The organism is Steroidobacter sp. (assembly GCF_036402275.1).
GTDB lineage: Bacteria > Pseudomonadota > Gammaproteobacteria > Steroidobacterales > Steroidobacteraceae > Steroidobacter.
Map to the genome: position 1 here is coordinate 123,139 of NZ_DASWTF010000041.1, position 25,918 is coordinate 149,056.

Annotated in this window: 26 protein-coding genes and 3 pseudogenes; 15 read left to right on the plus strand and 14 right to left on the minus strand. The window is 61.3% G+C overall.

Going from position 1 to position 25,918, the window contains the following annotated elements; translation table 11 throughout:
- Nucleotides 1-17 precede the first annotated feature (17 nt).
- The 4 genes from VGD45_RS25865 to VGD45_RS25880 are packed head-to-tail and all read left to right on the plus strand — an operon-like array spanning nucleotide 18 to nucleotide 3,806.
- Nucleotides 18-1,178 (plus strand): alpha/beta hydrolase family protein, encoded by a 1,161-nt coding sequence (locus VGD45_RS25865; RefSeq protein WP_331158268.1) that lies wholly within the window; start codon nucleotides 18-20, stop codon nucleotides 1,176-1,178.
- Nucleotides 1,175-2,218: an SMP-30/gluconolactonase/LRE family protein gene (locus VGD45_RS25870; RefSeq protein ID WP_331158269.1), complete on the plus strand. Its 1,044-nt coding sequence runs from the start codon at nucleotides 1,175-1,177 to the stop codon at nucleotides 2,216-2,218. The genes VGD45_RS25865 and VGD45_RS25870 overlap by 4 nt, the downstream gene beginning before the upstream one ends.
- The gene (locus tag VGD45_RS25875) at nucleotides 2,215-2,553 is read left to right on the plus strand and encodes a 2Fe-2S iron-sulfur cluster-binding protein (protein WP_331158270.1); all 339 of its coding nucleotides are present in this window, start codon (nucleotides 2,215-2,217) and stop codon (nucleotides 2,551-2,553) included. Before VGD45_RS25870 ends, VGD45_RS25875 begins: the two co-directional genes overlap by 4 nt.
- A gap of 2 nt (nucleotides 2,554-2,555) precedes the next feature.
- Nucleotides 2,556-3,806, plus strand: a complete 1,251-nt coding sequence (locus tag VGD45_RS25880; protein ID WP_331158271.1) for an NAD(P)/FAD-dependent oxidoreductase — start codon at nucleotides 2,556-2,558, stop codon at nucleotides 3,804-3,806.
- Between the two features lie 8 nt (nucleotides 3,807-3,814).
- Here the strand turns inward: VGD45_RS25880 and VGD45_RS25885 are convergent, their stop codons facing one another.
- Nucleotides 3,815-4,786 (minus strand): AraC family transcriptional regulator, encoded by a 972-nt coding sequence (locus VGD45_RS25885; protein WP_331158272.1) that lies wholly within the window; start codon nucleotides 4,784-4,786, stop codon nucleotides 3,815-3,817.
- A 94-nt stretch (nucleotides 4,787-4,880) separates the two neighbouring features.
- Between VGD45_RS25885 and VGD45_RS25890 the strand changes: the two genes are divergently transcribed.
- Nucleotides 4,881-5,714, plus strand: a complete 834-nt coding sequence (locus tag VGD45_RS25890; RefSeq protein ID WP_331158273.1) for an oxidoreductase — start codon at nucleotides 4,881-4,883, stop codon at nucleotides 5,712-5,714.
- Between the two features lie 39 nt (nucleotides 5,715-5,753).
- Here VGD45_RS25890 and VGD45_RS25895 read toward each other — a convergent pair whose 3' ends face one another.
- Entirely contained in the window at nucleotides 5,754-5,960 is a 207-nt protein-coding gene (locus VGD45_RS25895) for a response regulator transcription factor (protein ID WP_331158434.1), read from the minus strand.
- A gap of 238 nt (nucleotides 5,961-6,198) precedes the next feature.
- Between VGD45_RS25895 and VGD45_RS25900 the strand changes: the two genes are divergently transcribed.
- From VGD45_RS25900 to VGD45_RS25915, 3 genes and pseudogenes are all read left to right on the plus strand, one after another.
- Nucleotides 6,199-6,543 carry a hypothetical protein gene (locus tag VGD45_RS25900; RefSeq protein WP_331158274.1) on the plus strand — a complete coding sequence of 115 codons (345 nt, stop codon included), beginning with the start codon at nucleotides 6,199-6,201 and terminating at the stop codon, nucleotides 6,541-6,543.
- Nucleotides 6,544-6,743: 200 nt separating this feature from the next.
- Nucleotides 6,744-7,599 (plus strand): annotated as a pseudogene (locus VGD45_RS34215) (PQQ-dependent sugar dehydrogenase).
- 195 nt (nucleotides 7,600-7,794) lie between these two features.
- Nucleotides 7,795-8,229: a hypothetical protein gene (locus tag VGD45_RS25915; RefSeq protein ID WP_331158276.1), complete on the plus strand. Its 435-nt coding sequence runs from the start codon at nucleotides 7,795-7,797 to the stop codon at nucleotides 8,227-8,229.
- A 40-nt stretch (nucleotides 8,230-8,269) separates the two neighbouring features.
- On the opposite strand, the gene VGD45_RS25920 is transcribed toward VGD45_RS25915, so the two are convergent.
- From VGD45_RS25920 to VGD45_RS25935, 4 genes are all read right to left on the minus strand, one after another.
- Complete coding sequence (locus tag VGD45_RS25920) at nucleotides 8,270-9,925, minus strand: M20/M25/M40 family metallo-hydrolase (RefSeq protein ID WP_331158277.1); 1,656 nt, start codon at nucleotides 9,923-9,925, stop codon at nucleotides 8,270-8,272.
- 95 nt (nucleotides 9,926-10,020) lie between these two features.
- Nucleotides 10,021-11,289 carry an NAD(P)/FAD-dependent oxidoreductase gene (locus VGD45_RS25925; protein WP_331158278.1) on the minus strand — a complete coding sequence of 423 codons (1,269 nt, stop codon included), beginning with the start codon at nucleotides 11,287-11,289 and terminating at the stop codon, nucleotides 10,021-10,023.
- Nucleotides 11,286-12,287, minus strand: coding sequence for an acyl-CoA desaturase (locus tag VGD45_RS25930; protein ID WP_331158279.1), 1,002 nt, complete (start codon nucleotides 12,285-12,287; stop codon nucleotides 11,286-11,288). The genes VGD45_RS25925 and VGD45_RS25930 overlap by 4 nt, the downstream gene beginning before the upstream one ends.
- Nucleotides 12,288-12,517: 230 nt before the next feature.
- Nucleotides 12,518-12,688, minus strand: coding sequence for a LysR substrate-binding domain-containing protein (locus tag VGD45_RS25935; protein ID WP_349263364.1), 171 nt, complete (start codon nucleotides 12,686-12,688; stop codon nucleotides 12,518-12,520).
- A gap of 24 nt (nucleotides 12,689-12,712) precedes the next feature.
- Here VGD45_RS25935 and VGD45_RS34220 point away from each other — a divergent pair.
- Nucleotides 12,713-12,838, plus strand: a pseudogene (locus tag VGD45_RS34220) (short-chain dehydrogenase); the annotation flags it as partial.
- 53 nt (nucleotides 12,839-12,891) lie between these two features.
- Here VGD45_RS34220 and VGD45_RS25940 read toward each other — a convergent pair.
- A complete protein-coding gene (locus VGD45_RS25940; protein ID WP_331158280.1) occupies nucleotides 12,892-13,284 on the minus strand; it encodes an EthD family reductase in 393 nt (130 codons plus the stop codon).
- A gap of 371 nt (nucleotides 13,285-13,655) precedes the next feature.
- Here VGD45_RS25940 and VGD45_RS25945 point away from each other — a divergent pair, with 371 nt between their 5' ends.
- Together VGD45_RS25945 and VGD45_RS25950 are read left to right on the plus strand one after the other, a co-directional pair.
- The gene (locus tag VGD45_RS25945) at nucleotides 13,656-14,375 is read left to right on the plus strand and encodes a hypothetical protein (protein WP_331158281.1); all 720 of its coding nucleotides are present in this window, start codon (nucleotides 13,656-13,658) and stop codon (nucleotides 14,373-14,375) included.
- A gap of 49 nt (nucleotides 14,376-14,424) precedes the next feature.
- A pseudogene (locus tag VGD45_RS25950) lies at nucleotides 14,425-14,706 on the plus strand (shikimate dehydrogenase); the annotation flags it as partial.
- Between the two features lie 21 nt (nucleotides 14,707-14,727).
- On the opposite strand, the gene VGD45_RS25955 reads toward VGD45_RS25950, so the two are convergent.
- A complete protein-coding gene (locus VGD45_RS25955) occupies nucleotides 14,728-15,630 on the minus strand; it encodes a LysR family transcriptional regulator (RefSeq protein ID WP_331158283.1) in 903 nt (300 codons plus the stop codon).
- 126 nt (nucleotides 15,631-15,756) lie between these two features.
- Between VGD45_RS25955 and VGD45_RS25960 the strand changes: the two genes are divergently transcribed.
- Nucleotides 15,757-16,776 carry an NAD(P)-dependent alcohol dehydrogenase gene (locus VGD45_RS25960; protein ID WP_331158284.1) on the plus strand — a complete coding sequence of 340 codons (1,020 nt, stop codon included), beginning with the start codon at nucleotides 15,757-15,759 and terminating at the stop codon, nucleotides 16,774-16,776.
- 26 nt (nucleotides 16,777-16,802) lie between these two features.
- Here VGD45_RS25960 and VGD45_RS25965 read toward each other — a convergent pair whose 3' ends face one another.
- Both VGD45_RS25965 and VGD45_RS25970 read right to left on the minus strand, forming a co-directional pair.
- Nucleotides 16,803-17,834 carry a hypothetical protein gene (locus VGD45_RS25965; RefSeq protein ID WP_331158285.1) on the minus strand — a complete coding sequence of 344 codons (1,032 nt, stop codon included), beginning with the start codon at nucleotides 17,832-17,834 and terminating at the stop codon, nucleotides 16,803-16,805.
- Nucleotides 17,824-18,741 carry an SDR family oxidoreductase gene (locus VGD45_RS25970; protein ID WP_331158286.1) on the minus strand — a complete coding sequence of 306 codons (918 nt, stop codon included), beginning with the start codon at nucleotides 18,739-18,741 and terminating at the stop codon, nucleotides 17,824-17,826. The genes VGD45_RS25965 and VGD45_RS25970 overlap by 11 nt, the downstream gene beginning before the upstream one ends.
- A gap of 97 nt (nucleotides 18,742-18,838) precedes the next feature.
- Between VGD45_RS25970 and VGD45_RS25975 the strand changes: the two genes are divergently transcribed.
- Both VGD45_RS25975 and VGD45_RS25980 read left to right on the plus strand, forming a co-directional pair.
- A complete protein-coding gene (locus VGD45_RS25975) occupies nucleotides 18,839-19,516 on the plus strand; it encodes a response regulator transcription factor (protein WP_331158287.1) in 678 nt (225 codons plus the stop codon).
- The gene (locus VGD45_RS25980; protein WP_331158288.1) at nucleotides 19,513-20,880 is read left to right on the plus strand and encodes an ATP-binding protein; all 1,368 of its coding nucleotides are present in this window, start codon (nucleotides 19,513-19,515) and stop codon (nucleotides 20,878-20,880) included. The genes VGD45_RS25975 and VGD45_RS25980 overlap by 4 nt, the downstream gene beginning before the upstream one ends.
- 3 nt (nucleotides 20,881-20,883) lie before the next feature.
- On the opposite strand, the gene VGD45_RS25985 is transcribed toward VGD45_RS25980, so the two are convergent.
- The 4 genes from VGD45_RS25985 to VGD45_RS26000 form a co-directional block, all read right to left on the minus strand.
- Entirely contained in the window at nucleotides 20,884-21,123 is a 240-nt protein-coding gene (locus tag VGD45_RS25985; protein WP_331158289.1) for a hypothetical protein, read from the minus strand.
- 214 nt (nucleotides 21,124-21,337) lie between these two features.
- Nucleotides 21,338-22,678, minus strand: a complete 1,341-nt coding sequence (locus VGD45_RS25990) for an NTP/NDP exchange transporter (RefSeq protein WP_331158290.1) — start codon at nucleotides 22,676-22,678, stop codon at nucleotides 21,338-21,340.
- A 25-nt stretch (nucleotides 22,679-22,703) separates the two neighbouring features.
- Nucleotides 22,704-23,648, minus strand: coding sequence for an SDR family oxidoreductase (locus tag VGD45_RS25995; RefSeq protein ID WP_349263370.1), 945 nt, complete (start codon nucleotides 23,646-23,648; stop codon nucleotides 22,704-22,706).
- 97 nt (nucleotides 23,649-23,745) lie between these two features.
- Nucleotides 23,746-24,513: a MipA/OmpV family protein gene (locus VGD45_RS26000; protein WP_331158292.1), complete on the minus strand. Its 768-nt coding sequence runs from the start codon at nucleotides 24,511-24,513 to the stop codon at nucleotides 23,746-23,748.
- 167 nt (nucleotides 24,514-24,680) lie between these two features.
- On the opposite strand from VGD45_RS26000, the gene VGD45_RS26005 reads away from it, so the two are divergent.
- Nucleotides 24,681-25,739 (plus strand): SDR family oxidoreductase, encoded by a 1,059-nt coding sequence (locus tag VGD45_RS26005; protein WP_331158293.1) that lies wholly within the window; start codon nucleotides 24,681-24,683, stop codon nucleotides 25,737-25,739.
- The last annotated feature ends 179 nt before the right edge of the window (nucleotides 25,740-25,918 follow it).

Sequence of the window (25,918 nt, forward strand, 5' to 3'; positions counted from 1 at the left end):
GACTTGTTGAGAGAAAGATGATGTACGAGCCCTTTCCCGGAAACTACGTCTGGAACCTGTCGGTCAACATCTGCCTCGGCATGGGCGGGGTCATGGGCGAGATCGACGCCGCCAACGCCAAGGTCCGACGAGCGGCGCAGGAGGGCGAGGACCACGGCACCGAGGCGTTCTTTGCCGCTTGGGGCGAGATGGCTGATCGGCTCTACATCCAGGGCGAACGCGCGGAAGCCGCCGGACACGGACTGAGTGCGGCAGAGAAATATTGTCGCGCGACGGCTTATTACATTACCGCCGAGCGCATGCAGAGTCGCAGCTACACGCCACGAAAAGCGATGTATGCAACGATGCTCGAAACCATGTCGCGCGCCATCGCAGCTGGTGGTCTCAACTGCGAACGAGTTGAAATTCCATATCAGCGCAGCAGCTATCCCGCGCTCTTCGTGCGTGGTCATGGCGAAGGGCCGCGCCCGTGCATGGTGTTCTGCAACGGCCTCGACAGCGTCAAGGAAATGATCTTTCTTGTCGTGCGCGACACGCTTGCGCGGCGAGGTATCTCCTGCCTCATGGTCGATCAGCCGGGCGTCGGAGAGGCGTTGCGTCTGCGAGGACTGAACGCAGTCGTCGAGTCCGAGCGATGGGCCAGCGCCGCCGTAGATTATCTCGAGACTCGCACCGACGTGGACTCGGCTCGAATCGGTATGATGGGATGGTCATTGGGTGGCTACTATGCACCGCGTGCTGCCGCCTATGAGAAGCGGTTCGCGCTGTGCGTCGCCTGGGGCGCCAATCACAATTGGGGTGAGTTACAACAACGTCGGCTCGCGCGCGAGGGCGACCTTCCGGTTCCGCATTATTGGGATCACGTCATGTGGGTCTGGGGACAATCGGACCTCGACAGCTTCAAGGCATTCGTGCCACGCGTGACGTTGGTGGGGCACCTTCAGAACATCAAGGTCCCGTTCCTCATTACTCATGGGGCGAACGATCGGCAGATCCCGCTCGCCTATGCCGAACGGAGCCGGGCAGAGGCCGTCAACAGTCCGGATCTCGAGCTCAAGATCTTCACCGAGGCGGAGGGCGGCGTCGAACATGTCAGCGCCGATAATATGGAGCCGGTGTTGAGTTACATCGCCGACTGGATTGCTGACCGGTTCGCAGCAGGAGCGAAGTCGCGATGACGCTGATCCGCAGCAGCGCCGGCCCCAATCCCCTGCGCGGATTTCAGGTCGATCGAACATCGATCCGCCGGATCGGGCGCGAGCTGCGGCGGCCCGAGTGTATTCTCGCCGAACCTGACGGCACGCTTTGGGCAGCCGACGCACGCGGCGGTGTTGTGCGGATCGCGTCCGACGGTTCGCAGCAGATGATCTGCCAGACGCCTGACCCACATTTCGATCTGTCGAAATCGTCGGCACACAGCTTGCTCGAAGGAACATTGCCCAACGGTCTTGCCTTTGCGCGCAACGGCGACTTCCTGATCTCGAATTTCGGCACCGACCGGCTGGAGCGAATGACTCGGTCTGGCGCCACCTCCGTCTTGCTCGATCGAATCGACGGGCAGCCGCTGGGCAAGGTCAATTTTGTATTGCGCGACAGTCGCGACCGCATCTGGATCACGGTGTCGACGATGATCAACCCGTGGAGCGAGGCTATCAATTCGACGCTTGCGGACGGATCGATCGTGCTTCTCGATGAGAAGGGCGCGCGAGTCGTCGCGGACGGGTTCCGGTTCACCAACGAAATCCGCTTCGATGCACGCGAGGAATGGCTCTATGTCGCGGAGACCACGGGAAAGCGGGTCACCCGCTTTAGGGTACGCCCCGACGGATCGCTCACCGACCGTGAGGTCTTCGGTCCCTCCAATCTGGGCGCGGGTGTGATCGATGGCATCGCGTTCGATGCTTACGGGAATTTGTGGGCGACCATGATTTTTTCCGACCGGCTGGTGGCGATCACGCCGGAAGGCGACTTGCTCGAACTGCTCGATGACGGCGATCCCGAGGCCACGGCGCAGTTCGAAGCAGCCTTCGCTACGGGCGCGCCGGTGCCGTTCGACGTCTTGCTCGAGTGCGGGGGCCCTGTTTGTAATTGGCTCGCCAGCGTGACATTCGGCGGCGCCGATCTATCCACGGTTTATCTCGGCGGACTTCGTGCGACGGACATTCCTTTCTTCCGCAGTCCCGTCGCCGGGTTGCCCATGGTGCATTGGCGGCAATGAAAGCAGTGGAGACACAGTTGGTCGACATCCTCATTCAGGATCGCGCCGGCAATGAGCGCTCGGTGACAGCGGAGCCCGGCACGTCACTTATGGAGGCGATCCGCGACAACGGTTTCGACGAGTTGATGGCGTTATGCGGCGGTTCCTGCTCGTGCGCCACGTGCCATGTGCACGTCAATCCGGCCTTCCTGGAGACGCTGCCGCCGATGAGCGAGTTGGAGAACGACCTACTCGACAGCAGCGATCGCCGCGATGAACGTTCGCGACTTGCGTGTCAGATTCCGATCACTACGGCGCTCGATGGCCTGCGCGTGGCGATTGCGCCGGAAGATTGAAGATGACACGTTCCGGCGAGAATGGCATCCCCCGGTACGACGTGGTGATCGTGGGCGCGGGACACGGTGGCGCTCAGGCCGCGATCTCGCTGCGCCAGGCTGGTTTCGACGGCAGCATCGCCATCGTCGGCGACGAGCCGCTATTACCCTATGAACGGCCGCCTTTGTCGAAGGAATATCTTGCAGGTGAGAAGCCGTTCGAACGCATCCTGATCCGGCCGCCGAATTTTTGGGAGGAGCGGGGCGTTGAAATGGTGCTCGGTCGCCGGGTGACGAGCGTCGAGCCCGAGCGCTATCGGATCGTCACTGCCGATGGCATGGCCATTCGATACAGCAAGCTCATCTGGGCGGCTGGCGGCTCTGCGAGGCGCCTTCGCTGCGATGGCCATGATCTGCAGGGCGTTCACACCGTGCGCACGCGCGCCGACGTCGATCGGATGATCGGCGAAATGCCACACGTGAGTCGCGCGGTAGTGATCGGGGGTGGATATATCGGATTGGAAGCGGCTGCGGTGCTGGCAAAATTCGGCAAGCACGTCGTGCTGGTCGAGGCGCTGGATCGGGTGTTGGCTCGTGTCGCCGGCGAGCCGTTGTCGCGATTCTACGAGGCCGAGCATCGGGCGCACGATGTCGATGTGAGATTGGGCTCTGCGGTGGACTGCATCGAAGGTTCGAATGGCAAAGTAGCGGGCGTTCGCTTGGCCGGTGGCGAACGACTGGCGGCCGACATGGTGATCGTGGGTATCGGTATCGTTCCCGAAGTCGAACCGCTGCTCGCGGCGGGCGCCGAAGGCGGTAATGGAGTCTCGATCGACGCCCAATGTCGCACCTCGCTTCCTGACGTCTTCGCTATCGGTGACTGCGCGCTGCACGCCAATCGGTTCGCGAACGATGTGCCCGTCCGACTGGAATCTGTGCAGAACGCCACCGACCAAGCCGTGGTCGCGGCAAAAACGATCGTGGGTCAGGCTGTCGCCTACGACGCAGTGCCTTGGTTCTGGTCGAACCAGTACGAGCTGAAGCTACAGACGGTGGGTTTGTCGACCGGTCACGACGCAATGATAGTGCGCGGCGATTTCAGCGCGCGCAGCTTCTCCCTGATCTATCTTCGAGAGGGTCGTGTGATCGCGCTCGACTGCGTGAACGCGGCCAAGGACTACGTGCAAGGGCGAAAGCTCGTGGTGGAGAGAATCATCGCTGATGTGGCATTGCTCGCTGATACAAGCATTCCACTGAAAGCCCTGGCGTCTTGAGCTCAGGCTCAGTGCGACGAGACATATGTTGCATCGGCGAACGCCGCCGGAAGCGCGAAGCTCTCACGCATACGCTTCGCCTCAGCGGCTGGTGCCAATCCGAAAAGCCGCTTGAACTCTCTGCTGAACTGGGATGGGCTTGTATAACCCACCGCGAGGCCCGCGGCTTCCGCGGTCAGGTCCTGGCGCACCATCAACAGGCGAGCCTGATGCAGACGCGTCGATTTCACGTACTGCATCGGCGATACCTGCGTGATCGCTTTGAAGTGGCTATGAAAGCTTGGAACGCTCATGCCGGCTTCCTCGGCAAGCTGCGTTACGTCGAGCGACTGCGCGTAGCTGGAGTGGATGAGTCGTAGCGATCTGCCAATCTTTCCGAACTGCCCGCGCATCGCCAAAGCTTCCCGCATCGAGCGTCCCTGAGCCCCGGTGAGCACACGGAAATACAATTCGCGCAACAAGCTTGGGCCCAATACGGCGGCTTCCAGCGGCCTGTGCATCGCCTCGAGGAAACGGAGCACGGACATCTGCATCGTCTCATCCATCGGTGTCGACGTCATGCTCCGAGGCGCTTGCATACGTTCGGTGGCGCCTTCGCGGTCGATCTGCGCCGCAAGCTCAGCGGCCAATGTGAAATCGAGATGCAGATACAACGCTAGCAGCGGCCGCTCCGGCGTTGCGTCGGTTTCCATGCTGAACGGTACGGGCACGGACACGGCCAGGTAATGATGCTCATCGTAGAGATAGAGTTGGCCGCCGAAGTAACCTCGCTTGCGGCCCTGGCAAACGATCACGATGCCAGGGTCGTACAGCACCGGTGTGCGCGACAACGGTCGGTTCGAACGCAGGATGCGGACGCTTGGTAGTGGCGTGAGGTTATAGCCCTCATCGGGAGCTAACGTGCGCAGCAGGGAAGCGATGCGTTGCTGGTTCCGAGAGGATAGCCCGGGATGCTCGGTGGAGGCGCGCTTCGGTCTCATAGGTTTATGCAAGAAAAGTAGCGAAATGGCGCTTCCTTGGCCTCGCTCGTCAGACCAGTATGCACTCTCCACAAACATTCGGGATAGTGCTTCGATGACATCCAGCAAGACTCTGCTCATCACTGGCGTCAGCAGCGGCTTCGGTCGGGCGCTCGCGCAAGAGGCGCTTGCGGCCGGTCACAAAGTTGTCGGTACGGTGAGGAGTGCACAGGCAAAGCGCGATTTCGAGTCGCTGTCTGCGATTGCCGCATTCGGTCGTGTGCTCGATGTGACCGAGTTCGATGCCGTCGACGGTGTCGTGTCGGAGATCGAAAGGAGCGTGGGTCCCATCGACGTGCTGGTCAACAACGCCGGCTACGGCCACGAAGGCATCATGGAAGAGTCGCCGCTAGCGGAGATGCGCCGCCAGTTCGATGTGAATGTATTTGGAGCGGTCGCCATGATGAAGGCGGTCTTGCCCTTCATGCGTGCGCGCCGCCGTGGCCACATCCTGAATATCACATCGATGGGCGGTTACATCACGATGCCGGGCATCGCTTACTACTGCGGGAGCAAGTTCGCGCTTGAAGGCATCTCGGAAGCCGTCGGCAAAGAGGTCAAGCCGTTCGGTATCGCGGTGACAGCCGTAGCGCCGGGTTCGTTCCGCACCGATTGGGCTGGCCGCTCCATGACGCGCACGCCGCGCTCAATTCCCGATTACGACGATATCTTCGATCCCATCCGCAAAGCTCGTGAGGAGAAAAGCGGCAAGCAACTGGGAGATCCTGAGAAAGCTGCTCGCGCGATGCTCGCAGCGATCGCTGCCGACTGCCCACCCGCACATCTTCTGCTCGGCAGCGATGCACTCGGACTCGTGCGCGGCAAGTTGTCGGCATTGGAGGAGGAGATCCGTGCATGGGAGAGCGTTACGGTCTCGACGGACGGGTGAAGACTTGACGAGCCGAAGCTTCTGGAGAAGGTAGGTTCATCAAAGCTGGATGATGCCGCGTCGAACGCCGATGGCGACGGCCTGCGTGCGATCCTTCGCGCCGAGCTTGTCCATGATGTGCTTGATGTGCGCCTTCACGGTCTCTTCGGAAATATCGAGGCGTTCGCCGATGTCGCGATTGCGGTCTCCTTCGGCGATGCGCCGAAGGACTTCGATGGTCCATGCAGTGTGGGAGTGTTGCGAGATCTCGCGGGTCGGATCGAGCGCGCGCCGTTGGCGCGATGAGCACGATCATGGTGCATGCGAGCTGTATCAGTGTTCTTGTTCGCACCCGGATTCTAGAAGATGGTCGGAACAGGCCGGGACGATAGCACCAAAATTTTGTATTGTGTTGCTCTCCCGGTGAGCCACGGTTGCGACGGCTGGAGAAGCCACTTCAGGGTTTCCCTGCTTGAGCAACTTCCGCTGTTCACTCTAGATATAGTTGATCCATCAAACTGACGACTCCTCGATGATCTCCGGCAACTTCGACTGGAAAACAGGCACAGTGGCGTTCTGGGATCTCGACCCCATCGATGAGTCTCGGCCGCTAGCGGACCAGACAGAAGACTTAAAGGAAGATCTCGCGCAGATCGAATACCCGGCGGGCATCGTTCTGGATGTCGGCTGGTATCCGGAATTCGCTGCAACGGGCAACTTCGTGGTGTGCGTCGTTCAGCAGGGCGACTGGGAGCGGCCTCTGTTTCGGCAAGACGCTTTCACCACAGAGGAGCTGAAAGCGAGCATCCTCGAAGGCGTACGAATCGCTGCCGGTCAGCGTCCGCGATAAACCGGCGGGCGCTTTTCTCGGAACGCCTGGACGCCTTCCGCGAAATCCTCTGTCGTCAAGATGTCCTCGGCGCTCGCAAACGCCGCGCCCAACAGCGAAGTGGAGTTTGCGAGCCGCGACCGGCGTGCGTGGGCGGAACTTGCGCGTCGGCCCGGTCACTCCCGCTGGGTCCCTGTTGGAATCTCACGGAGGAGTTGGAAATGAACCTGAAAAAAGTCGCAGGGTTCGCACCCGCCATCGTGCTTCTCGCCGTCTGCGGCGCTGTCGGTAGTAAGGCCACAGCGGCGCCTTTGATAGCAACGCAAGCAGTCGTGGCGACTCCCATGGCGCAGTTCAGTGAGCCCTGGGCAATGACGTTTCTGCCCGATGGCCGGCTGCTGGTCACTGAAAAGAGAGGACAGCTGAAGGTATATACGGTCGGCGGTTCGACAGCCAATATCACAGGCGTGCCCACCGTGTCGTATGGAGGGCAGGGCGGACTTGCAGATGTCGTATTGCACCCCGGGTTCGCGGCAAACAATCTGATTTATTTCAGTTTCGCCGAAGCCGGTGCGAACAACACGCGCGGAACAGCGGTGGCAAGGGCGAGGCTGACATTGAGTCCGCAGGGAGGCGGCTCATTGTCGAACGTCCAGGTCCTCTGGCGACAGGCGCCGAAGGTAACGGGGCCCAATCATTTCGTGCGGCTCCAACTACGGCTGGCCCATCGTCTCGAATGGCGATCACTATGACGGCAGGGTGATTCCAGATCACAACACCCGACCGGAATTCAACGCCCCCGAAGTGTCCTGGAATCCAGTGATCTCACCCGCGGGCCTCATTATTTATGACGCCAATCTCTTCTCGCAATGGCGCGGCAACGCGTTCATCGGTGGGCTTTCCGCCCGGGCACTCATTCGAGTAGAGATCAACGGCGCTACCGCGCGTGAGGTACAGCGTATCAATCTGAACCAGCGCATCCGGGAAGTGGAACAAGGTCCGGACGGAGCGATCTGGGTGCTCGAAGATCAGCAGGGCGGCTCCGGAGGACGGCTGCTGAGACTGACGCCTCGTTGAGCCGAAGCGGCTGGCGTTTGGCCGGCAGGCGTACTATGTTTTCTCGAAATCCTCGCCTCGGGTGAGTCAATGTGCCATTCGGCAGCCGTGCTCTGGGTGTTCCTGTTTACTTGCGGTTTTGTTGGGCTGAGTCATGCAGCAGATCCGCCAGCGGACAATCCCCGTCTTGTCACGATGTATGCGGAGGATCACAAAATGACGTCCGAGCGGCTGCTCCAAAGAGATGAGCAGCGAAGAGCCGAAGTTCTAGCTCTGCTCGCCGCCGGTCAACTGCGTACTGGGCACGATTTCTTTTGCGCGGCCGTGGTGTTTCATCATGGTCAAACCCTCGATCATTATCGTATGGCTACGTCGCTTGCGTGGATGGGCATGACACTGGACCCCTCGAACAAAGACCATCTCTACATGGTGGCATCGAGCTGGGATCGATTCATGATGAAACAGAACAAGCCGCAATGGTACGGCACAAAGTGCGTCTATGAGTCCGGCCGGCCGACCGTGCTGTACCCTGTGGACGAAGACGCCGTCACCGACGAAGATCGAGCGAGATTCGACCTCAAGCCCTTGGCGGTCATGCGCTCGCAGCTCGGAGCGCCGATCCGGTTGAGCGGCGGCACTTCGACGTGCTAGCGATGGAGCAGGAGATTTCGGCGAAGCGCAATTCAGCCCGTCATCGACGCGGTGCTTTCGGCGCATCAGGAGCGAACCGCTCGCCGAATAGATCGCCGGCATACCAGCGGGGCGCGTCCGTGGCATTTGCAACTTGCAATAACAGGCGGCGATAGACTTCCGCGAACTTCGCGCACGCTCCGAAATCGATGGCCTGCTTCATGTCATCCGAGGGCTGATGATAATGAGTGCTCATCCACGAGTCCCACACGTCCTTGCCCAACCGGCCGTCTGCCTGTTTACCCACGCCTTGTAGAAGAAAAATGGCCGGCACGCCCCGCTGTACGAACGAGTAATGGTCGGACCCGGTAAACGTGCCTCGGTTTGGATAAGGATCGGGACTGAGGAGGAGTCCCATCTGGTCCGCCACTTGCTCGACGCTTTGACCCAACGTGGAGTGCTCCGCGCCGTAAGCGACGATGTCCGCGAAATCGAACAGCGCCAACGCGCCATCGAAATTGACATTCGCAACGATGCGATCTTTGGACACGCTCGGATGATGAGCGAAGTAGTCCGATCCGATCAGACCTTTTTCCTCAGCCGTCACAGCCGCGAACAGTATCGTGCGTTTCGGCCGGGGTGAGCCCTCGACGAGGGCGCGTGCGACTTCGATCGTGCTCGCAACACCCACGGCGTTGTCCAGCGCGCCATTGTAGATCGCGTCGCCGTTCACGGGTTTTCCGATTCCCACATGATCGAGATGGGTGGAGATCACGACGATCTGCCGGGAAAGGGCTGGATCGCTGCCGGGCAGCAGCCCCAGAACATTCGCGCTCACGGATGCCTCGTGGGTGCTACGGCGGGTCAGCGATATCCTGGCGTCGAGCGGAAATCCCTTGGGCGAGCGGGTGTTCGCTTCGGTCACCACCTCATCGAGACTCCGCGGCGCGCTGGCGAACAATTCTTTCGCCGTAGTCATGTTGATGATGCCGACGTACGCGCTTGAATCCGTGCCCTCGCGGGGCTGCCCGTCGGGTCCGATCCATGAGACCGTCGCTCCAATCGTGCTCCGCAGGCGATCGAATGCGAACAAGGCTTCTCGTGCCGGCGTGTAAATCAGCAGAATGCCGAGCGCACCTCGGGACAGCGCGGTGCGCGCCTTCTGCGATGCGTAGTGTGCTGCGGCCTCCATGGGAATCCCGGGCGGTGGGCCCGCTAACAGCGCGACGATTCGCCCTTTGACATCGAGATCTGCGTAAGCGTCGAGACCGAATTCCGGAGCCACGACCCCGAATCCCGCAAAGACAACCGATGCTTGCAACGCCTGATCTGTCTCTTTCAGGCTCGGATAGATCACGACGCCTTGGCCTTCAGCATAGGTCTTGCGGCCCGAACGCGTCTCGATGGTGAGCCGCGCACTCTCCGCGAGTAGCGTGCTCTTGCGCAAGGGGACGTTCTGAAAATAACTTCCATTGCCTGCGCCATGCTCGAGACCTAGCGTCGCAAACTGCGCCGCGACGTACTTTGCCGCGATGTCATAGCCGCGCGTGCCGGCTTCTCGGCCTTCCAGCAAATCGTCCGCCAGAAAATTCATGTGCGCCCGAATCGCCTGGGGACGGATCGGATTTTCCGCGGCCGGAGCCGCCAATGCGCCTCCTGCAACGAGTAATGTCGAGATGACGAGTGCGGCCTGTCCCATCCAGTGAGTCTTTCGCATTCGGTAGCGCCACTTCCAGGGTTGATGTTGTTCGGGATCGGCGGACCGCGCTGACTTCATCTGACGATTTGCGCGGGGTCCATCCAGATGACAGGTCATGTCGCAACGAGTTCCCGATCCCCGTGCAACCGCAGCCCCGTCATCGATGCGGTCTCGATAGTTCGCTGCCACTGCCGCACGTCGAGTCCTGCGTAACCGCAGACTGCGTCGACGATTCGGCGTCTGACGAACGGCAATTTGCTGCCAAAGCCGCTCGCGATCCGGTTGGCGGCAGCGCCGAATGCTCCCTCCGATTTCGTGAGTGTGGAGAGAGTGCGGCTGGCTGTTTCGTAGGTTCGTAGTTGGGATTCGCGTGCCGCTCGATAGGTGGCGAGCGCATTGGGCACTTGCGGCGGCGTTACATCGCGCAGTACCGCGGCCAGAGTGATTGCATCTGCCAACGCCATGTTTGCGCCCATGCCCAATTGCGGATCGAGCGCATGCGCCGCGTCGCCGATGCAGACGAGATGCTTTGTGTGCCAAGTCCGCATTCTGACTTCTGCGAACGACCAATGCTGAAGGGCATCGAATCCCGTCAACTCGTCGAGCGAGCTGCGTAGCTCCGGATACTTCAAGCCCAGGGACCTTCGCCAAGCGTCGAAGTCACCTCGCTCGAGTGCCTCGACCTGGGACTGCGACTTGTTGATGAACAGCGTCGCGCGGTGTTGGCCTCGTTCATCGACACCGGTTGGGAGCACGCCGAGGTATTCATCGTGTCCCCGATGGATCTGCAGGAGTTGGCCCGGGTCGCATCCTGATGGCAAGAGCGCGTCGACGCTTAGTCCTCCCCGTTCGCGGCGTGCAACTTCAACCGCCGGTGTTACATGAAGGCGCAATCGAGAATGGACGCCGTCACTGATGACGACGACGTCATAAGGACCGGATGTTTCGCCGTCGTCCAGAGTGAGCCAGCTTGCGGCGCCGCTCGTTACGATATCTTGAACGCACACGCCAGATCGGACATCGGCGCACGTGTTCGTGAGTGCGCCCCAAAGACTTCGATAAAGCACGGAGCGGCGAATGCCCACGGCGTGATCGTGCAAGCCTGATGGATAGACCAGGCGGAAGGTGGCTGCGTTGGCCGTATCCACCCGGTAGATGCGGTCGATTCGGCTCCCTTGCGATTCGATCGTGGCGAGCAGGCCCAGCGCTCGCAATGCGTCCAGTCCGACCGGTTGCAGCAGCATTCCGGCGCCTTGAGGTGCCGATGGTGGACGGCGTTCGAACACGGTGACGCGGTGACCTTGCCGGCCAAGTAGGATCGCGACACTCATGCCGGCGATACCGGCGCCAACGACTGCGATGTGTAGAGGGGAGGGCATCATCGCGGCTCGCTCATCGGAAGTTGCGGCATGGGGCGCCAAAGCCTGCTGTCGAACTGCAGGCCGGCTGATGAATCGAGCGGCATCAGTTCGGGTCGCGGCGGCAGGTCTTCGGGCAGTCGCACGTCCCAGACGAGCCCAACTCTTCTAAGTGCGACCAGTACCCACCAACCTGGGTCCCACTCGCCGTCGAACAGGCCGAGTTTCGCAGAGCCTGGGTACGCGTGATGGTTGTTGTGCCAGCACTCACCCATGGTGAGCAGAGAGGTCCAGCGGATGTTCCGTCCCTGGACCGCCGCATTACGCACGCGATAGTGCATCTCACCGTGATTGTGGGCGAAGTATCCGATCAACCAATGTCCGAGCACACCGGCGGTCACACGCGCACATACGCCCCAGAAGACGAAACTCCATCCGCCCCAGACATAAAACGCCAGCGCCCATGGCAACTGCTGCAGCATCCAGGTGCGTTCGAGAAAGCAGTAGAACTTGTCGTTGGCCACTGCGGCTTCAATGTGAATTTCGGGCGGCGCATCGAGATGCAGATCACAATGCAATTGCCACCAGGCGTCGCGCCAGAACCCGCTACCGTGACGGAGGTAGTCGTGACACCTCGGCAGCCGCTGCGCGTAGTCGCGCAATTCATGCTGTCGTAACAGAGCGATCGGCCCTGACAAACCGACCATCGTCCCGCAGTAGACGAACAGGTAGGCCAGCCAGCGCGGACACTGGTAGCTGTTGTGGATCAGCTTGCGGTGACTGCCGAGCGAGTGTCCGAAGAGCAGAACGACGGCCGTGCTGATCCCGAACAATGCGACTGCCGAAGGCGTGGCCGTCGCGACGCCGCCCACCACAGTCCCAATAAACATAATCGTGAACCATATGGATCGAGCGGGTGAATAGCGGACGTGGCCGTGACACACGGCCGCGATCTCTGCAGCCTGGACGCGATGACCCTCCACGCGGATCGTGGCGGGGGCGTGAGTGTTGTCGCTGATCATTGCATCGCTCCTCCAGTGTCTGGCGATGTGGCTGCTTTGGCCACATGCCGACGGTGAACTGGGAGAGGATGGGTTGGCCTCCTGATTGATCGGCGAGGAATAGAAAGTCTTTGGATTGCCGATGTATCAATGACTTACCGGTATCCGGAAAGATCTTTTTGGAAGCCGCGCCGTCCGGAACCTCGAAACGACGAAGTGTTGTCGGCGCGGCCATGCGAGGAGTCGATGTGTTAGCTGCCGTCGTTGCCCTTGAATGCGCTTCGGCAGAGATCCACGAAGCTGCGCACTTTGGGATCCATGTAGCGGCTCGACGCGAATACGGCGTGGACAGGAGCCGGGATCTCTGACCAGCCGGGAAGCACGCGAGACAACGTGCCATCCGCCACAAACGGCTCAGCCATGAAAGGAGGCAGCTGCGCGACCCCAATGCCGTCGCGCCCGGCTGGATAAGAACAGACATGAATGCCGCCGTGGTGGCGTTCCTGGCCTCCGACGAAGGCCGTTGGGTAACCGCCCAGGTGATCGAAGCGAGCGGCGGGTTCAAGCTCTGACTGTTGCGGCGCTGACGCTCGTGAAGGGTCAGCGCCGAACCGGATCTTCCAGTTCAGTCCAGCTTACAAACCAGTCGTGTAACGGTTGTTCCCGAAGTGAAGTTTGGGACGTCCGCTCGCACCTTTTTTCCTTCGGGCGTATCGAACACAGCGGCCATCTGTTCAGGGCTGTCAAACCACATTTCGAACACCCGATAGAACGCTGGCGGCGAACCGTCGGCTTGCGGCAGACATTTGGCCGCTTCCACCCTGCGTGCACCCTTGACGGCGGCGACCAGCGGCATATGGACGCCGAGGTAATATTTCTCGAATTCCTCGGGGTTCGGCGGCTGACCGTAAAGAACCATAAGCTTTATCCCACCGGTGTCCTGGGCAGTCGCAGCGGCGCTGACCCCTGCCGTAGCTAGTCCGACGGTGAGCAGCGAGAGAGAAGTTCTCCGGTCCATGGGATCGTTCCTGTGTGGTGGAAGGACAGTGTATTGCAGGACTCCGCGCGACCGGAATAGTGCGTTCGAACGCTCCGTATCTGTTCGCGACACTCGTATTTGCTGGAAACGGAGTCGACGCGCAGTTTCGTCGCTGTTACTCTCCCGCCATAACTTTTAACAGCGGGCCAACAATAAGGCCAACTACAAGGCGAACCACGGAGCAAAGGGGAGTTGTCGTGCGCTTCAAATTGACTGCGCTCATGGGTATTTGCGCGCTGGCGCTGGGTGGATGCGTTTCAGCACCCGGGAATCAAGGCCCGATTGCAAGTCAGCGTGCCAATAGTGACCTGGCATTGGCGCGCACGGCCGCTCTGGACCAAACAAATCACATGTCCAAGCATCTGGACGCGAACAAGAACGTCGTGTACTTCCAGAACTTCGGCGGCGGCGGCGCGGCCGCCGGGCTCCTGCTGGGGCCGCTTGGCGTGGCGGCCAACATCAAGGCCATCGACTCGACCACGAATAAGGACGTCGAGGTTCTGCAGGGTAGGATCGGATCGGACCCGATCCGCGCCTTCAAATCGGCGGTAGCGCGTTCCGGCATTGCCTTCCATGAGCAGCCGAACGCAACGGCATCTCGGACCACGCCCTATGTGTATGTGGTCAAGACGCACGACGAACCGGAGTCGCTGGCGATCGCTGCCGCCTTGATCGTGGAGTCACCGTCGGACAAGCCGGCGAAGCGCAAGGGTGCACCGCTGGAGCCGCAATGGCGATATAAATATATGTATCAGCTGCCCGGCAAGTACACACTAGACTCGGTGGCGGCTTTCGACGACTCCGCCAACACAAGGCTGGAGACAGAGTTGGAGGCGGGTTACGCCGCGATACTGACGATGATGGCGAACGACACCGCAGCGAGCGCAGCGAAAGAGCAGCAGGTGAAGTTCAAGTCCACCTTCCTGGTGCCGCGGTTCGATTTCGAGCAGATCGGAAATCTCATCGCCGACCAAGGTGACATTGTCTGGATTCGCAATCCAACGGGCGTCTACTGTATCCGCCGCGACTCGTATCAGCCGATACAGCAGCAAAAGCAGGCCAAGCGCTGAGGAGGAACATCGGTGAGCCCTCACGTCCGGAGTCCGACCTTGGACTCATGGTCTTCTCGCAACCGTTGGCAAAGCTCGCGCCGATGCGGGTCTTCCGCCAGCGGAGCTCAAAGAGATCGCGCAGGCTGCGGCAACCTCGGTGTGGGTTGCAGTCGTGGCTGACAAGGACGCGATCGGCGGACGTTACATCGAAGATTGCGCGGTCGCGCCGATCAACGACACGCCAAACCCTTTTGCCGATGGCGCGCGGGCATATGCGCTCGATGGCGACAAAGCCAAGCAGCTCTGGGCGAAGAGCGAGGAATTGATCGACGCTGCGTCGAGGCGGTAGTCGTGGACCAGACTGTGGATGCTAGCTGAGCAACTCGGGCACCTGTTTGACGAGTGCATCGACCGCAACTCGCACTTTGAGCGGCAGATGCCTCATGCGGGGCCAGACGGCGTGGATCTCAGTCGCCGGCACGCGCTCGCTGTTCATGATGAGCTCCAGCCGGCCATTTCTTACTTCGGGCCCGATCATCCAGCATGGCAACCACGCGAGGCCTGCGCCGCCGATGGCAGCATCAGCGATGGCCTGTACGTCGTCGAAGCCGACGCGCGTGCTCATACGTGGAAGGAATACGTCGCCGCGATCGCCATAGACTCGCCACGGCACGGGCCGACCCGAGCTGAGGTATGCAATCCCGGCGTGCCCGTTGAGCTCGAACGCGTTCGTCGGGCGACCGTTGCGATCCAGATACTCCGGCGCCGCGCAGATGCCCATGCGCTGCATACCCAATTGTCGCGCGACCAGTCGCGAGCTGTCTCGCAACTCACCGATGCGGACCGCGAGATCGAACCCTTCCTGGACCAGATCGACCACACGATCGTTGAAACTGATCTCGAGCTGCAGTTTGCGATATCGCTGAGTCAGCTCCAGCAGGATCGGCGCCACGCAACGCCGTCCGAACAGCAATGGCGCGGTGACGCGTAACGTTCCGCTAGGTTCTCTGCGGCCACTTTCAAAACATTCCTCCGCGGCGTCCAGCTCGGCCAGGGCGCGAACGCAACGTTCGTAATACGCCTGGCCGTCATCGGTCAGGCTTTGCTGGCGAGTGGTGCGATTGAACAGCCGCACCTTCAGGCGCTGTTCCAGTTTCGCGATGGTCTTGGCCACCGCCGAGCGAGTCACCGCAAGACGCTGGGCCGCCATGGCGAAGTTGCCCGCCTCGACGGCGGCGACGAAGACCGCCACGCCATTCAATCGATCGTTCACGAACTTGGTCTCTGATTGGTTCCTATGAGGCGCCAGTGCGCGGACGATTTCTCCGCAATGGGGACAGCAGCGCTCCGATATCGTAGCAACTCGCGATTCCTACGTCGCTTCTCACAGGAAACTTGCATGAAGGCTTATCAATTGCGCCCCGGTGAGGGGTCGTCGGGCTTGCGGCTCGCGGACATTCCGACGCCGGCGCCCGCTCCGCATGAAGTACTCGTAAAGACGCACGCGGCTTCGCTGAACTACCGGGATTTGATGTATGCCCGAGGCGACTACATCAACTTGAAGGATGCGCCGCTGGTGCCGCTCGGCGATGGCGCAGGCGAAGTCATCGCGGTCGGTGCGCGCGTCACGAGATGCAAGCCGGGCGACCGCGTCACGCATAGCTATTTTCCAGGCTGGATCGACGGGGTCCCCGATCCACACAAAACAGCGGTCACGTTCGGAACTCACATCAATGGTGCGCTGGCGGAGTCATTCGTCGCGCATGAAGACGCGGTGGTTCGTATTCCTGCGTATCTCAGCTACAGCGAGGCCGCGACGCTGTCATGCGCGGGCACGACTGCTTGGAACACGTTATTTGTCGACGGCGGCCTCAAGCCAGGCGCGACAGTGCTCTTGCAGGGAACAGGCGGCGTTTCGATTATCGCCCTGCAGCTGGCGAAGGCTGCGGGACTGCGGGCCATCATCACGTCGTCCAGCGACGAGAAGCTGGAACGCGCGCGCTCGTTGGGCGCAGAGGCGACGATCAACTATCGCACCACGCCGGAGTGGCAGGATGAAGTACTGCGTCTCACGGGCGGACGTGGTGTCGATCTCACCGTGGAAGTGGGTGGCTCCGGCACGCTACGACGTGCATTGGACGCCACTCGCATGGGTGGAACGGTGTCAGTCATCGGGGGCCTCACCGGCTTTGGCAATACGCCGCTCGAACCGATCGCGCTGATTCGAGGCATCAAGAGGCTCAGCGGCATCATGGTCGGCAGCCGTGCCATGCTGGAAGATCTCATGGGCTTTCTAGAGGTGTCGCAGATCCGCCCGGTGATCGATCGTGAGTTTGCTTTCAATGAGGCGCCGCTCGCTTACGAGCACCTGAAAGCCGGACGTCACTTCGGCAAAATCGTGATCCGCGTGGCCAGCTGAATTTGGCGTCGCTTCAGGGGCCGATGTTATAAACTCACGCTGGCGGGCGCCATGTTCACCAACGGCGCGAGGTCGGTAGCGGGCGCTTGCGCCAGGATAGGCCGCCAGTTCGTTTGCCATTGCGTGAGCGCTGCGTTGTTACGCTCGAAGGCGAATGCGAAGAAGGCCAACGTGAGATCCGCGGTGGCGGCCTTGACCTTGGCGTTGAGTGACAGGCCGCCGGTGAACGGACGATCGGTGAACATGCTATGTGAGCCGCCTCGAAACACAGCGAGCAGTTTCTGCGGACTGGCGATCGCATCGAAGATGGCCAGCCGATCCGCCACCTCGGAGTGATAGCCCGGAATCTCGATCACGTCGTCGGTCGCAGTCACGTGCAGGGTCGGGACAGAAACATTCCTCAGCACGGCCGGCAGATCGGTTTCGCCGTAGAACGGCGGCGCGGAGATCACGACCGCGGCGGAGAAGCGAGGATCCAGGCAGTCGATCGTCTGACCGTTTCTCACGACTTGCGCCCCGATCGTGAGCAGCGTGGTGTTCGCGCCGTACGAGTGACCCGCCGCGATCAGGCGCTGACGGTTTACAGCAGCAGCATGGTGGCCGGCTTCGCCTGAGAGCATTCGATCGAGCGCGAAGCGCACATCGGCGGCGCGTGCGATGGCCTCTTGTTCCTGAGCGGCGGCGTGCAGACGGCCAATCACGCCGAACGGATTGCCCCGCCAAAGCGCCGCGTCGCTGCCGACATGCTGGACGTGCAGACTGGCGATGCCGTGGGTTGACCAATGTTTGCCGAGATAGCTATAACCTTGCCGCGAGCCGCCAATGCCATGGGAGAACACTACGAGTGGCACCGGCATCTCAGACGATGCAGCCGTCGGCCAGTAGAGGCGGGCAGGCACCGGGCGCGAACGAGCTCGGTCGACCCAGTCGAAATCGATGGCCGAATAGGGCGGGTCTGCCTGATCCGCTCTCGATGACGAGTGCGTTATGGCGAGCGGGGCCAGCAGCAGCATGGCGGTCATTTGCCGCCGTGTCATGTCGATGCGGTCAGACTTCATAGATCGCTTGGGTAAGGCGTTGCGACTCAATCCATAGCCTTGCAGCGTGGCTCGTCTCCAGTGCTTGCGGGGGAATTTTGGCAACGGTGGGATGGCCTCGGGTTTCGCCAAGCCGATCTGGGCCGTAATAGCAGCCGCCTCGCGCCTGCCTCGAAGTGGCAGCGAACAGCGCCGGCAACGCGCCCTGCGCGGCCGGCTGGAACAGGAACCATAAGAAGCGACGTGCCATGCCCGCGACGCTCCATGCGCCGGCGCCATTGGGCAATAGATCGGTGCGCGAAATGCCTGGATGGGCGGCGATGCTCTGGATGCCCCAGCCGGCAGCAGTGCTACGGCGTTGTAACTCGAACGCAAACATCAGACAGGCGAGTTTCGATTGGCTGTAGGCGACCATCGGCTGGTAGCGGCGATCCGATTGGAGATCGTCGAAATCGATGGCGCCGTCCCGGACGGCGAGGCTCGAGAGACTGATCACGCGCGGCTCATTGCTCTTGCCGAGCAGTGGCAGCAGTTGAGCGGTCAAGGCAAAGTGGCCCAAATAGTTCGTGCCAAACTGCAACTCGAAGCCGTCGGCAGTCGCCAGTCGCTTCGGCGGCGACATCACGGCCGCGTTGTTGATCAGCAGGTCGAGGCTGCGCCGCGAGCTGCGCAGCCTGTGGCCGAATGCCTCGATGGATGCGAGACTGGCGAGATCCAGGGCTTCGAAACTTACGTTCGATTGCACCACGCTTTGGCGAATCTGCTCGACGGCCTTCGCTCCCTTCGATGCGTTTCGACCCGCGACGATCACGCTTGCACCGGCATGAGCCAGCGCCAACGCGCATTGGAATCCCAAGCCGCCAGTGCCGGTGACGACCGCCGTACGGCCGCGTTGCGAGGGGATATCGGAAACGGTCCAGTTCGCCATGAGCCTTGCCTGAGGTAGGATTCCTCGTGTCATGGACGCACCTTGCCAGTCAGGTCTTTAAAAACTCTTTAATCGCTCTCGTGCCAAACTCGCCTCCATGGAAGCCGCAGTCCGCATTTTGTTGATCGAAGACGACGTGATGTTGGCCGAGGCTGTACGAACTGGCCTCGAGCAACATGAGTGGCGTGTCGATTGGCTCGCGGACGCGGCGAGTGCCCGCCTCGCACTCATGGATCATAGTTACACCGCGGTCTTGCTCGATTTAGGGCTACCGCGGGGGCATGGGCTGGACTTGCTGAGGTTTGCCCGGTCGCGCTACGACACCACCCCGGTGCTGATTCTCACGGCGAGGGACAAATTGAGCGAGCGCATCAGCGGACTCGACGCGGGCGCCGACGACTACCTCGTCAAGCCTTTTCAGTTGGACGAACTGGCGGCCCGCCTTCGGGCCGTGCTTCGCCGTTGCCAAGGGCGTGTGTTGCCGGTGCTGGCCCATCGCGATGTCGTGATAGATCTCGCCAAGCGAGTCGTGACGCGAGGGGGTGAATCGGTGCCGCTAGGCATGCACGAGTACCGCACCTTACTGACGTTGATGGAGAACCGCGGCCGTGCGCTTTCGCGTAGCCAACTGGAAGACGCGGTCTACGGCGGTGACGGTACGATCGAGAGCAACACCATCGCGGTCTACATTCATCAGCTTCGCCGCAAGCTCGGCGAGGATTTCATCGATACCGTACACGGCTACGGCTATCGCGTCGGCGATGCGAAAGAATGACAGCTTCATTGCACGGGCGACTGCTGCTCACGATCCTGATCGTGATCTCGTTGGTATGGGTCGCCTGGTTCGGCTGTCAGGTACTGCAAACCAGGCAGCAACAAGAAACCGCTTGGGACGAGATCTCGCGCGATACCGCCGAGAAAATCATCACATCCATGCCGCGAGATCTGGAGCTTACATCCCAGCCGCCCGGCTTTCGCATGCCCGAGCCGGCCGAACCGCGGCTGCGTGAGCATCGAATGGCCTTTCAAGTCTGGTTGAAGGACGGCGCGCGCTTATTGCTCGGCTCGCCGGCCATCGACCGCAAACCGCTCAAGCCGGATTTTCGAGACGGTCGCGCGATGGTGCTCATCGGCGAGGAAGAGTGGCGTGTGTTCGCGTTGTCGGACGCCGAGAATATAATCCAAGTGCAAATTGGCAAGCCGCAGAGCGAATTGGATGCGGCGGCCCGCTATCAGATGCAGCTCGCGCTGTTAGCTGCCATCGTTACATTTGTGCTATTGACCTTGGCGATCTGGCTCGTCATCTGTTTGTCGCTTCGCTCGGTCGATCGCCTGCAAGCCATTATCCAGGCGCGTCACTCGCTCGACCTGGAGCCGCTACCGAATACCAAGGTGCCCAGCGAGATTCAGCCGCTCGTGGATTCTTTCAATCGGTTGCTGGTTCAACTCAGCGCTGCACTGGAAGGCGAGCGGCGTTTCATTGCCGACGCCGCTCACGAGCTGCGCACGCCGCTTGCCGCGCTCACGGCGCATGCCGAATTGGCGCTCAACGCCCGCGATGGGCGCAGCGAGCGCGAGGCGCTGTTGAACCTCATGGCCGTTGTGAAGCGCAGCGGCCGATTGTCCGAGCAATTGCTGGATCTGGCCCGCATCGACTCGCGTCCGGAAGCGAGCGGCTCGCATTCCATTGAGCTGCACGAGCTCGTGCTGTTGGTTGCGCGTGACTTCGAGGTCATGGCGAGCAAGAAGCAGCAAACGTTGTCCTTGCAAATCGAGCCGTGCACGATGCAGGGATACATCGACGAGCTCGGCATTCTCGTCCGCAATCTCATCGACAACGCAGTTCGTTATGCGGGCGAGGGCGGGCGTATCGAGATCGCTTGTAAGAACGCGACGGCGGCTGGCGGTGCGCAAGAGGTGCGATTGAGAGTGGCCGACGACGGTCCGGGCGTGCCTGCCGAAGAGCGTGAAAGAATTTTCGATCGCTTCTACCGGGTGCCTGGATCCAGCGAGCGCGGTAGCGGAATCGGCTTATCGCTGGTGTCGCGAATTGCGCAGTTGCATGGCGCGTCGATTGAGGTTTCGGAAGGTATCGCCGGTCGTGGATTTGCGGTCACCCTGAGCTTTCCAAAAGCGTGACGATCACGTGATGGGCCGAACCACACGCCACCTCCCGTCCCCCATGCGCAGCGCCGCGGTGAAGTCACCCACGATCTGATCCGGCATCTCCTCCATAGCACTCACCGCGTGGTGCACATCGTTTCCTGCCTGCTTTGCGACGACAACTCGCACCGCGCCGGGTTCGACGCCTAACCTGTCCGCGAGAGCCAGGCTCAACGCCCGATCCTGCTGCGAGGCCGGTGGCGGCGACGTGAGTTGCACGTCCAACTTCCCGATCGCAATGCCCGAGCCTAACGCCGATGCAATCGCGTCGAGCGAATACGCAGGCGGAGCCGGTTGAACGAGTAGAACAACGAGGAAATGCAACAGCGGAACGCATAGAGCTACCGCGACTATCGTCGCTAGGAGCTGCGACAACAACGAAGGAGCACGGCGCCCAGCTTTCAACGTCGAGCCTCTGGATGAGTTTGGAAACTCACATTGCCTCTGCCGCTGACGCAGCGCCGGCCGGTGGCAGTACCGCACGTCGCGCCTGCGCGCGCCCCAGCCAGAGGCCCAGCGCCGCCCACATCAGCGCCAGCGGTACGACCACGCTAACCAGTCCGCCCAACGCCAGCCCAAGCCGTCCGAGTACACCTTCGGTTTGCGCGCCGACGACATCGCCTGCGCGGTACATGAAGGTATCGACGAAGGCCTTGGCCTTATACTTCTCCTCACGGCTGACCACGGTGAATAGTGCCTCCCGCGCCGGCCGGGTGATGCCACGCTGCACGGCGCGGTTGGCGGCCTCGAGAAGGATCAGAACCACGAATGAACCGTAGATTGCCAATCCTATGAAGCCGAGCGCAGTAACCGCAGGAAGGATCGCCAATGCCACGCCGAGTCCGAAGCGCTCGATGATCTTCCCAGTCAGAGTCAGTTGCAGGAGCAGCACCGCGACCTGCGTCCACATGTCGATGTTGCCGAGAATCGCCGCGCGCGCATCCATGCTGTCGGACACCGCTGCGACCATCTGCAGACGGGTGAAGTAGATGAACGTGGCGAGCACGGTCATCAGCAAGATGTAACCGGCGATGCCGCTGAGATAGGGCGACCTGAACACAGCACGCAGGCCCGCCCAAGCACTACCGCCAATGCGCTCGGCCTCGCTTGTGAAGTTAGTCCTTTCGGCGGGCTTGGCGGTGTCCGCCACATTCGGCGTCACTCGCACCAGAAGCCAAGCCATAACGAGTGCCACGAGCAGAAATCCGCCCGCGACAAGCAGCAGGTTGGGCGTACCCAACGGCTGCGCCAGTTGCGACGTGAGCCAGGGGCCAAAGATCGCGCCGAGCGTGCCACCCACCGAAATCAAGGCGAAGAAGCGTTTGCCCTGGTCGCTGCTGAAGCGGTCGGCCAGCAGCGCCCAGAAGACCATGGTGACGAACAGGTTGAACACGCTGAACCAGACATAGAACACCTGCCCGCTGCGCTGGCCGACCGCGCCGGGCGCAAACATCAGCAGCGCCCAGAAGCCCACCAGGCTCAGCACGAAGAAACCATACGTCGCGCCGATGAACTGCAGGCGTCGAAGTCGGCTGACCAGCCAGCCGAACAACGGGTTCACTGCCAGCGTCACCACCGCAGTGCCGATGAACAGCCAACGAATGCTCTCGATTCCGCGCTCCATGCCCAGCGCATCTCGCGCGGGCCTCAGCAGCATCAGCGCAGTCAGCACGCAGAAGAAGAACAGGGCGGCGATCAGCACCGGCCCGATCTCCTCGTGACGAAGGTTGAACAGGGCTTGCAGCAAGCGTTGGCGACGCGGCGCTGGTGTCATGGTTCGGTTCATGAGGGAGGAATATTCAGTCTGCGAGGCGCGTTGGGAATCGCTTGCCGCTGAGTTCTTCGCTAACCTTCCACAAGCGGGCGGCAGCCTCGGCATCCATCGCGGATTGAGGCACCTCGGCGAGGCCGAGCGGACCACGTGCTTCCATCATGCCGGTCGGCCCGTAGTAGGCCCCGCCTCGCGCCTCCGGCGCGGTGGCGGCATACAGCGTCGGCAACGCGCCTTGCGCAGCGGGCTGGAACAGAACCCTCAAACTACGACGCACGAAGCCGTGATTGGCTTGCAGGTTGGTGCGCGAAAGACCCGGATGGGACGCGATGCTCTGGATTCCCCAACCTGCAGCGTCGCTGCGACGTTGCAGTTCGAGGGCGAACATCAGGCAGGCCAGCTTCGATTGAGCGTAGGCGGACCCCGCGTCGTAGTCTTGTTCGAATTGCAGATCCGAGAAATGGAGGGCGCCGCGCGCAGCGGCGATGCTGGACAATGTGACGACTCGCGGTGAAGTAGCCTTTTGCAACAGCGGCAGCAACTCCGCGGTCAGGGCGAAGTGGCCCAGGTAGTTGACGGCAAATTGCATCTCGAATCCGTCCGCCGACGTGTCGCGTTCCGGCGGCTCCATGATTCCCGCGTTGTTGATCAGGCCGTCGAGACGGGGCAGCGTCGCGTTGAGGCGTTCGCCGAGCGCGCGGATCGAAGCGAGATTGGCCAGGTCGAGCGCCTCGAACTGCACGCGCGCGTTCGGTGTTTCCTGTCGGATGCTCGCGATCGCCTCCTGGCCTCGCTCCGAACTTCGTGCGGCGATCACGACCTGCGCACCCGCCGCTGCCAGGGCCTTCGCGCTTTCGTACCCGATGCCGCTCGTCCCGCCTGTGACGAGGAAGATGCGTCCTCTCTGCGATGCCATGTCCGCCAAACTCCAGTCGTGCTTGGGCGCGTCCTGCGCGAAGGCGTTTCCAAACATGGTGGCCAAGAACAGCGCCAGATTCAGGGCCGCGAGGCGGTTCCACGCCCGGTGGGAAAATCGGTCGTACGTCATAGCCATTGGGCTTTGTTTGATTTCAGAAACGGTAAGTCAGCCCGAGGAACATGGACGCGGCTGAGTCGGACTCGATCAAGGGACTGTCCGTGAATTCATCGGGCAACAATGTGTAGCGCACGCTTCCCATCATTGCCCAATGCTCGCCGAAGGGCCGCATGAGGTTGACTCCCACCTGATGAGTCACCGCGGCGCCGGGTTTGTAATCAACGACGCCTCGGGAAACTTCTTCGTCCAGGGTGCCGTAGTAGTAGTCCGCAAGGTCCTCGGACAGATAAGACACGCCCACCAGAGGTGTGACCGTGAATGATCCCATCTGCATGCGGTAGGAGTAAGTCAGCGACACTTCCTGGCCGCCGCTGGTATCCGTTATGTCCGTGACGGCGCGAAGCTGCACTTCGCCGAAGTCGCCACGCCAGCTCAATCCGAGCCCCGCGTCGAGTTGATCGTCGCGATCTTCGAGCAGACGGCGATCTACGCCGCGAGCGGCCAGTTCGTCGACTCCCAGATCCTCGATGTCGATGCCGTCGAAGCGCGCGGCGCCGATGAGATCGAAAGAGAACGTCGGTGTATCGATGAAATGGTATCCACCGGTCGGGCCGCGGAAGAAAAACTTCTCCCCCTCGTAACTCAACAGTGGAATCGGGCGGATACGAATGTCTTCGCCTGCATAGGGACTATCGATCGCGGCGGCGCCAGCGCCGATGCCCCAACGGGAGGCATCGTGTTGTTGGGCCGAGGCGGCGATGGGAAACGCGAGCAGGCTGCAAACGAACGACAACTTATTCATGACTTGAAAACCTTTCGGTGACCCTTGTCGTGTCATGGAGGACATGTTGCCGGTTCGGTGTTTAAAAACTCTTTAATCGTCCTTCGCCTTAAACTCGAATTAATCACACCAGCAAGACAATGCAGCCTTCGTGATCGGAAGCATCGTTATAGATTGAGGACAGAAGGATGATCGACGTACTGCGAATCAAGAACGCGCGTGCGACACGTTCCGGATGGCGAAGCCGTCTCGGCGCGTTAGGTGTGCTGATGACCGGCCTTATCGTCACGGGCAGCGCGCTCGCGCAGGGCTCGCCCAAACCCGACTGGAGCGTGGCCGAGATGCCTTCACAGAAGGGGCGCATCTTCCTGGTGACCGGCGGAACCAGCGGGATGGGGTTTGAAGACGCCAAGGCATTAACGGCCGCGGGCGCACAGGTTGTCATCGCCGCGCGTAACGCGCAGCGAGGGCAGGAAGCGATCGAGCGGATCAAACAGGAAGTGCCGAACGCGCAGGTGCAGTTCGAAAGTGTCGATCTGTCCGATCTGTCCACGGTTCGCGCACTGGGCAAACGTCTCGGCTCCACGCTGCCGCGATTAGATGTCTTGATCAACAACGCAGCCATCATGGCCCCGCCGCAGCGTGGCACATCCGCGGACGGCCTCGAGATGCAGTTCGCGACTAACTACGCGGGACACTTCGTTCTGACCGCCGAACTGTTGCCACTGCTGCGCAAGAGCGATTCTCCACGCGTGGTCACGCTGTCCAGCATTGCGGTTCATCGCGGCAGCATGAACCTCGACGATCTGCAATCGACGCAGGCGTACGTTCCTTTTGCAGCCTATGCGCAGTCCAAGCTGGCGTGTCTGATGTTTGCCCTCGAGCTGCAGCGTCGCAGCGATGCCGCGGGCTGGGGAATTCAAAGCATGGCCGCCCATCCCGGCGTCGCGGTGACTGAACTGGTTGCGCGTGGCCCCGGCCTCGACAGCGAACAGGGCCGTCAGTGGTCCGCCATGCGCAATAACATGCAGACCGCGGCTCAGGGAGCAGTGCCGACACTGTATGCGGCCACTGCCCCCGAAGCGCGAGGCGGTACCTACTACGGCCCGACTGGCGAGCAGGAAATTCGTGGGCCGCTGGGCATAGCGACCGTTCCGGCCGCGGCGAAGGATGCAGCGACTGCTGCCCGTCTGTGGACGATCAGCGAAGAGATCACCGGGACCCGTTTCCCTTCAAGCGCCCGCTGATCCCACCGCACGAACTGATTCACCGCCTGGTTCCTGGGCGCCCGGCGCGCCCAGGACTACCCGCCTCACGTTCAGGCATGGTTCGCAAGGCAGTTCGGCGTGGACCTTCGCGTCATCTCCGTGGAGAATCGGAAACTCTCCACGTACGGTCTATTCATGACCATCACGCAGCGGTCAAC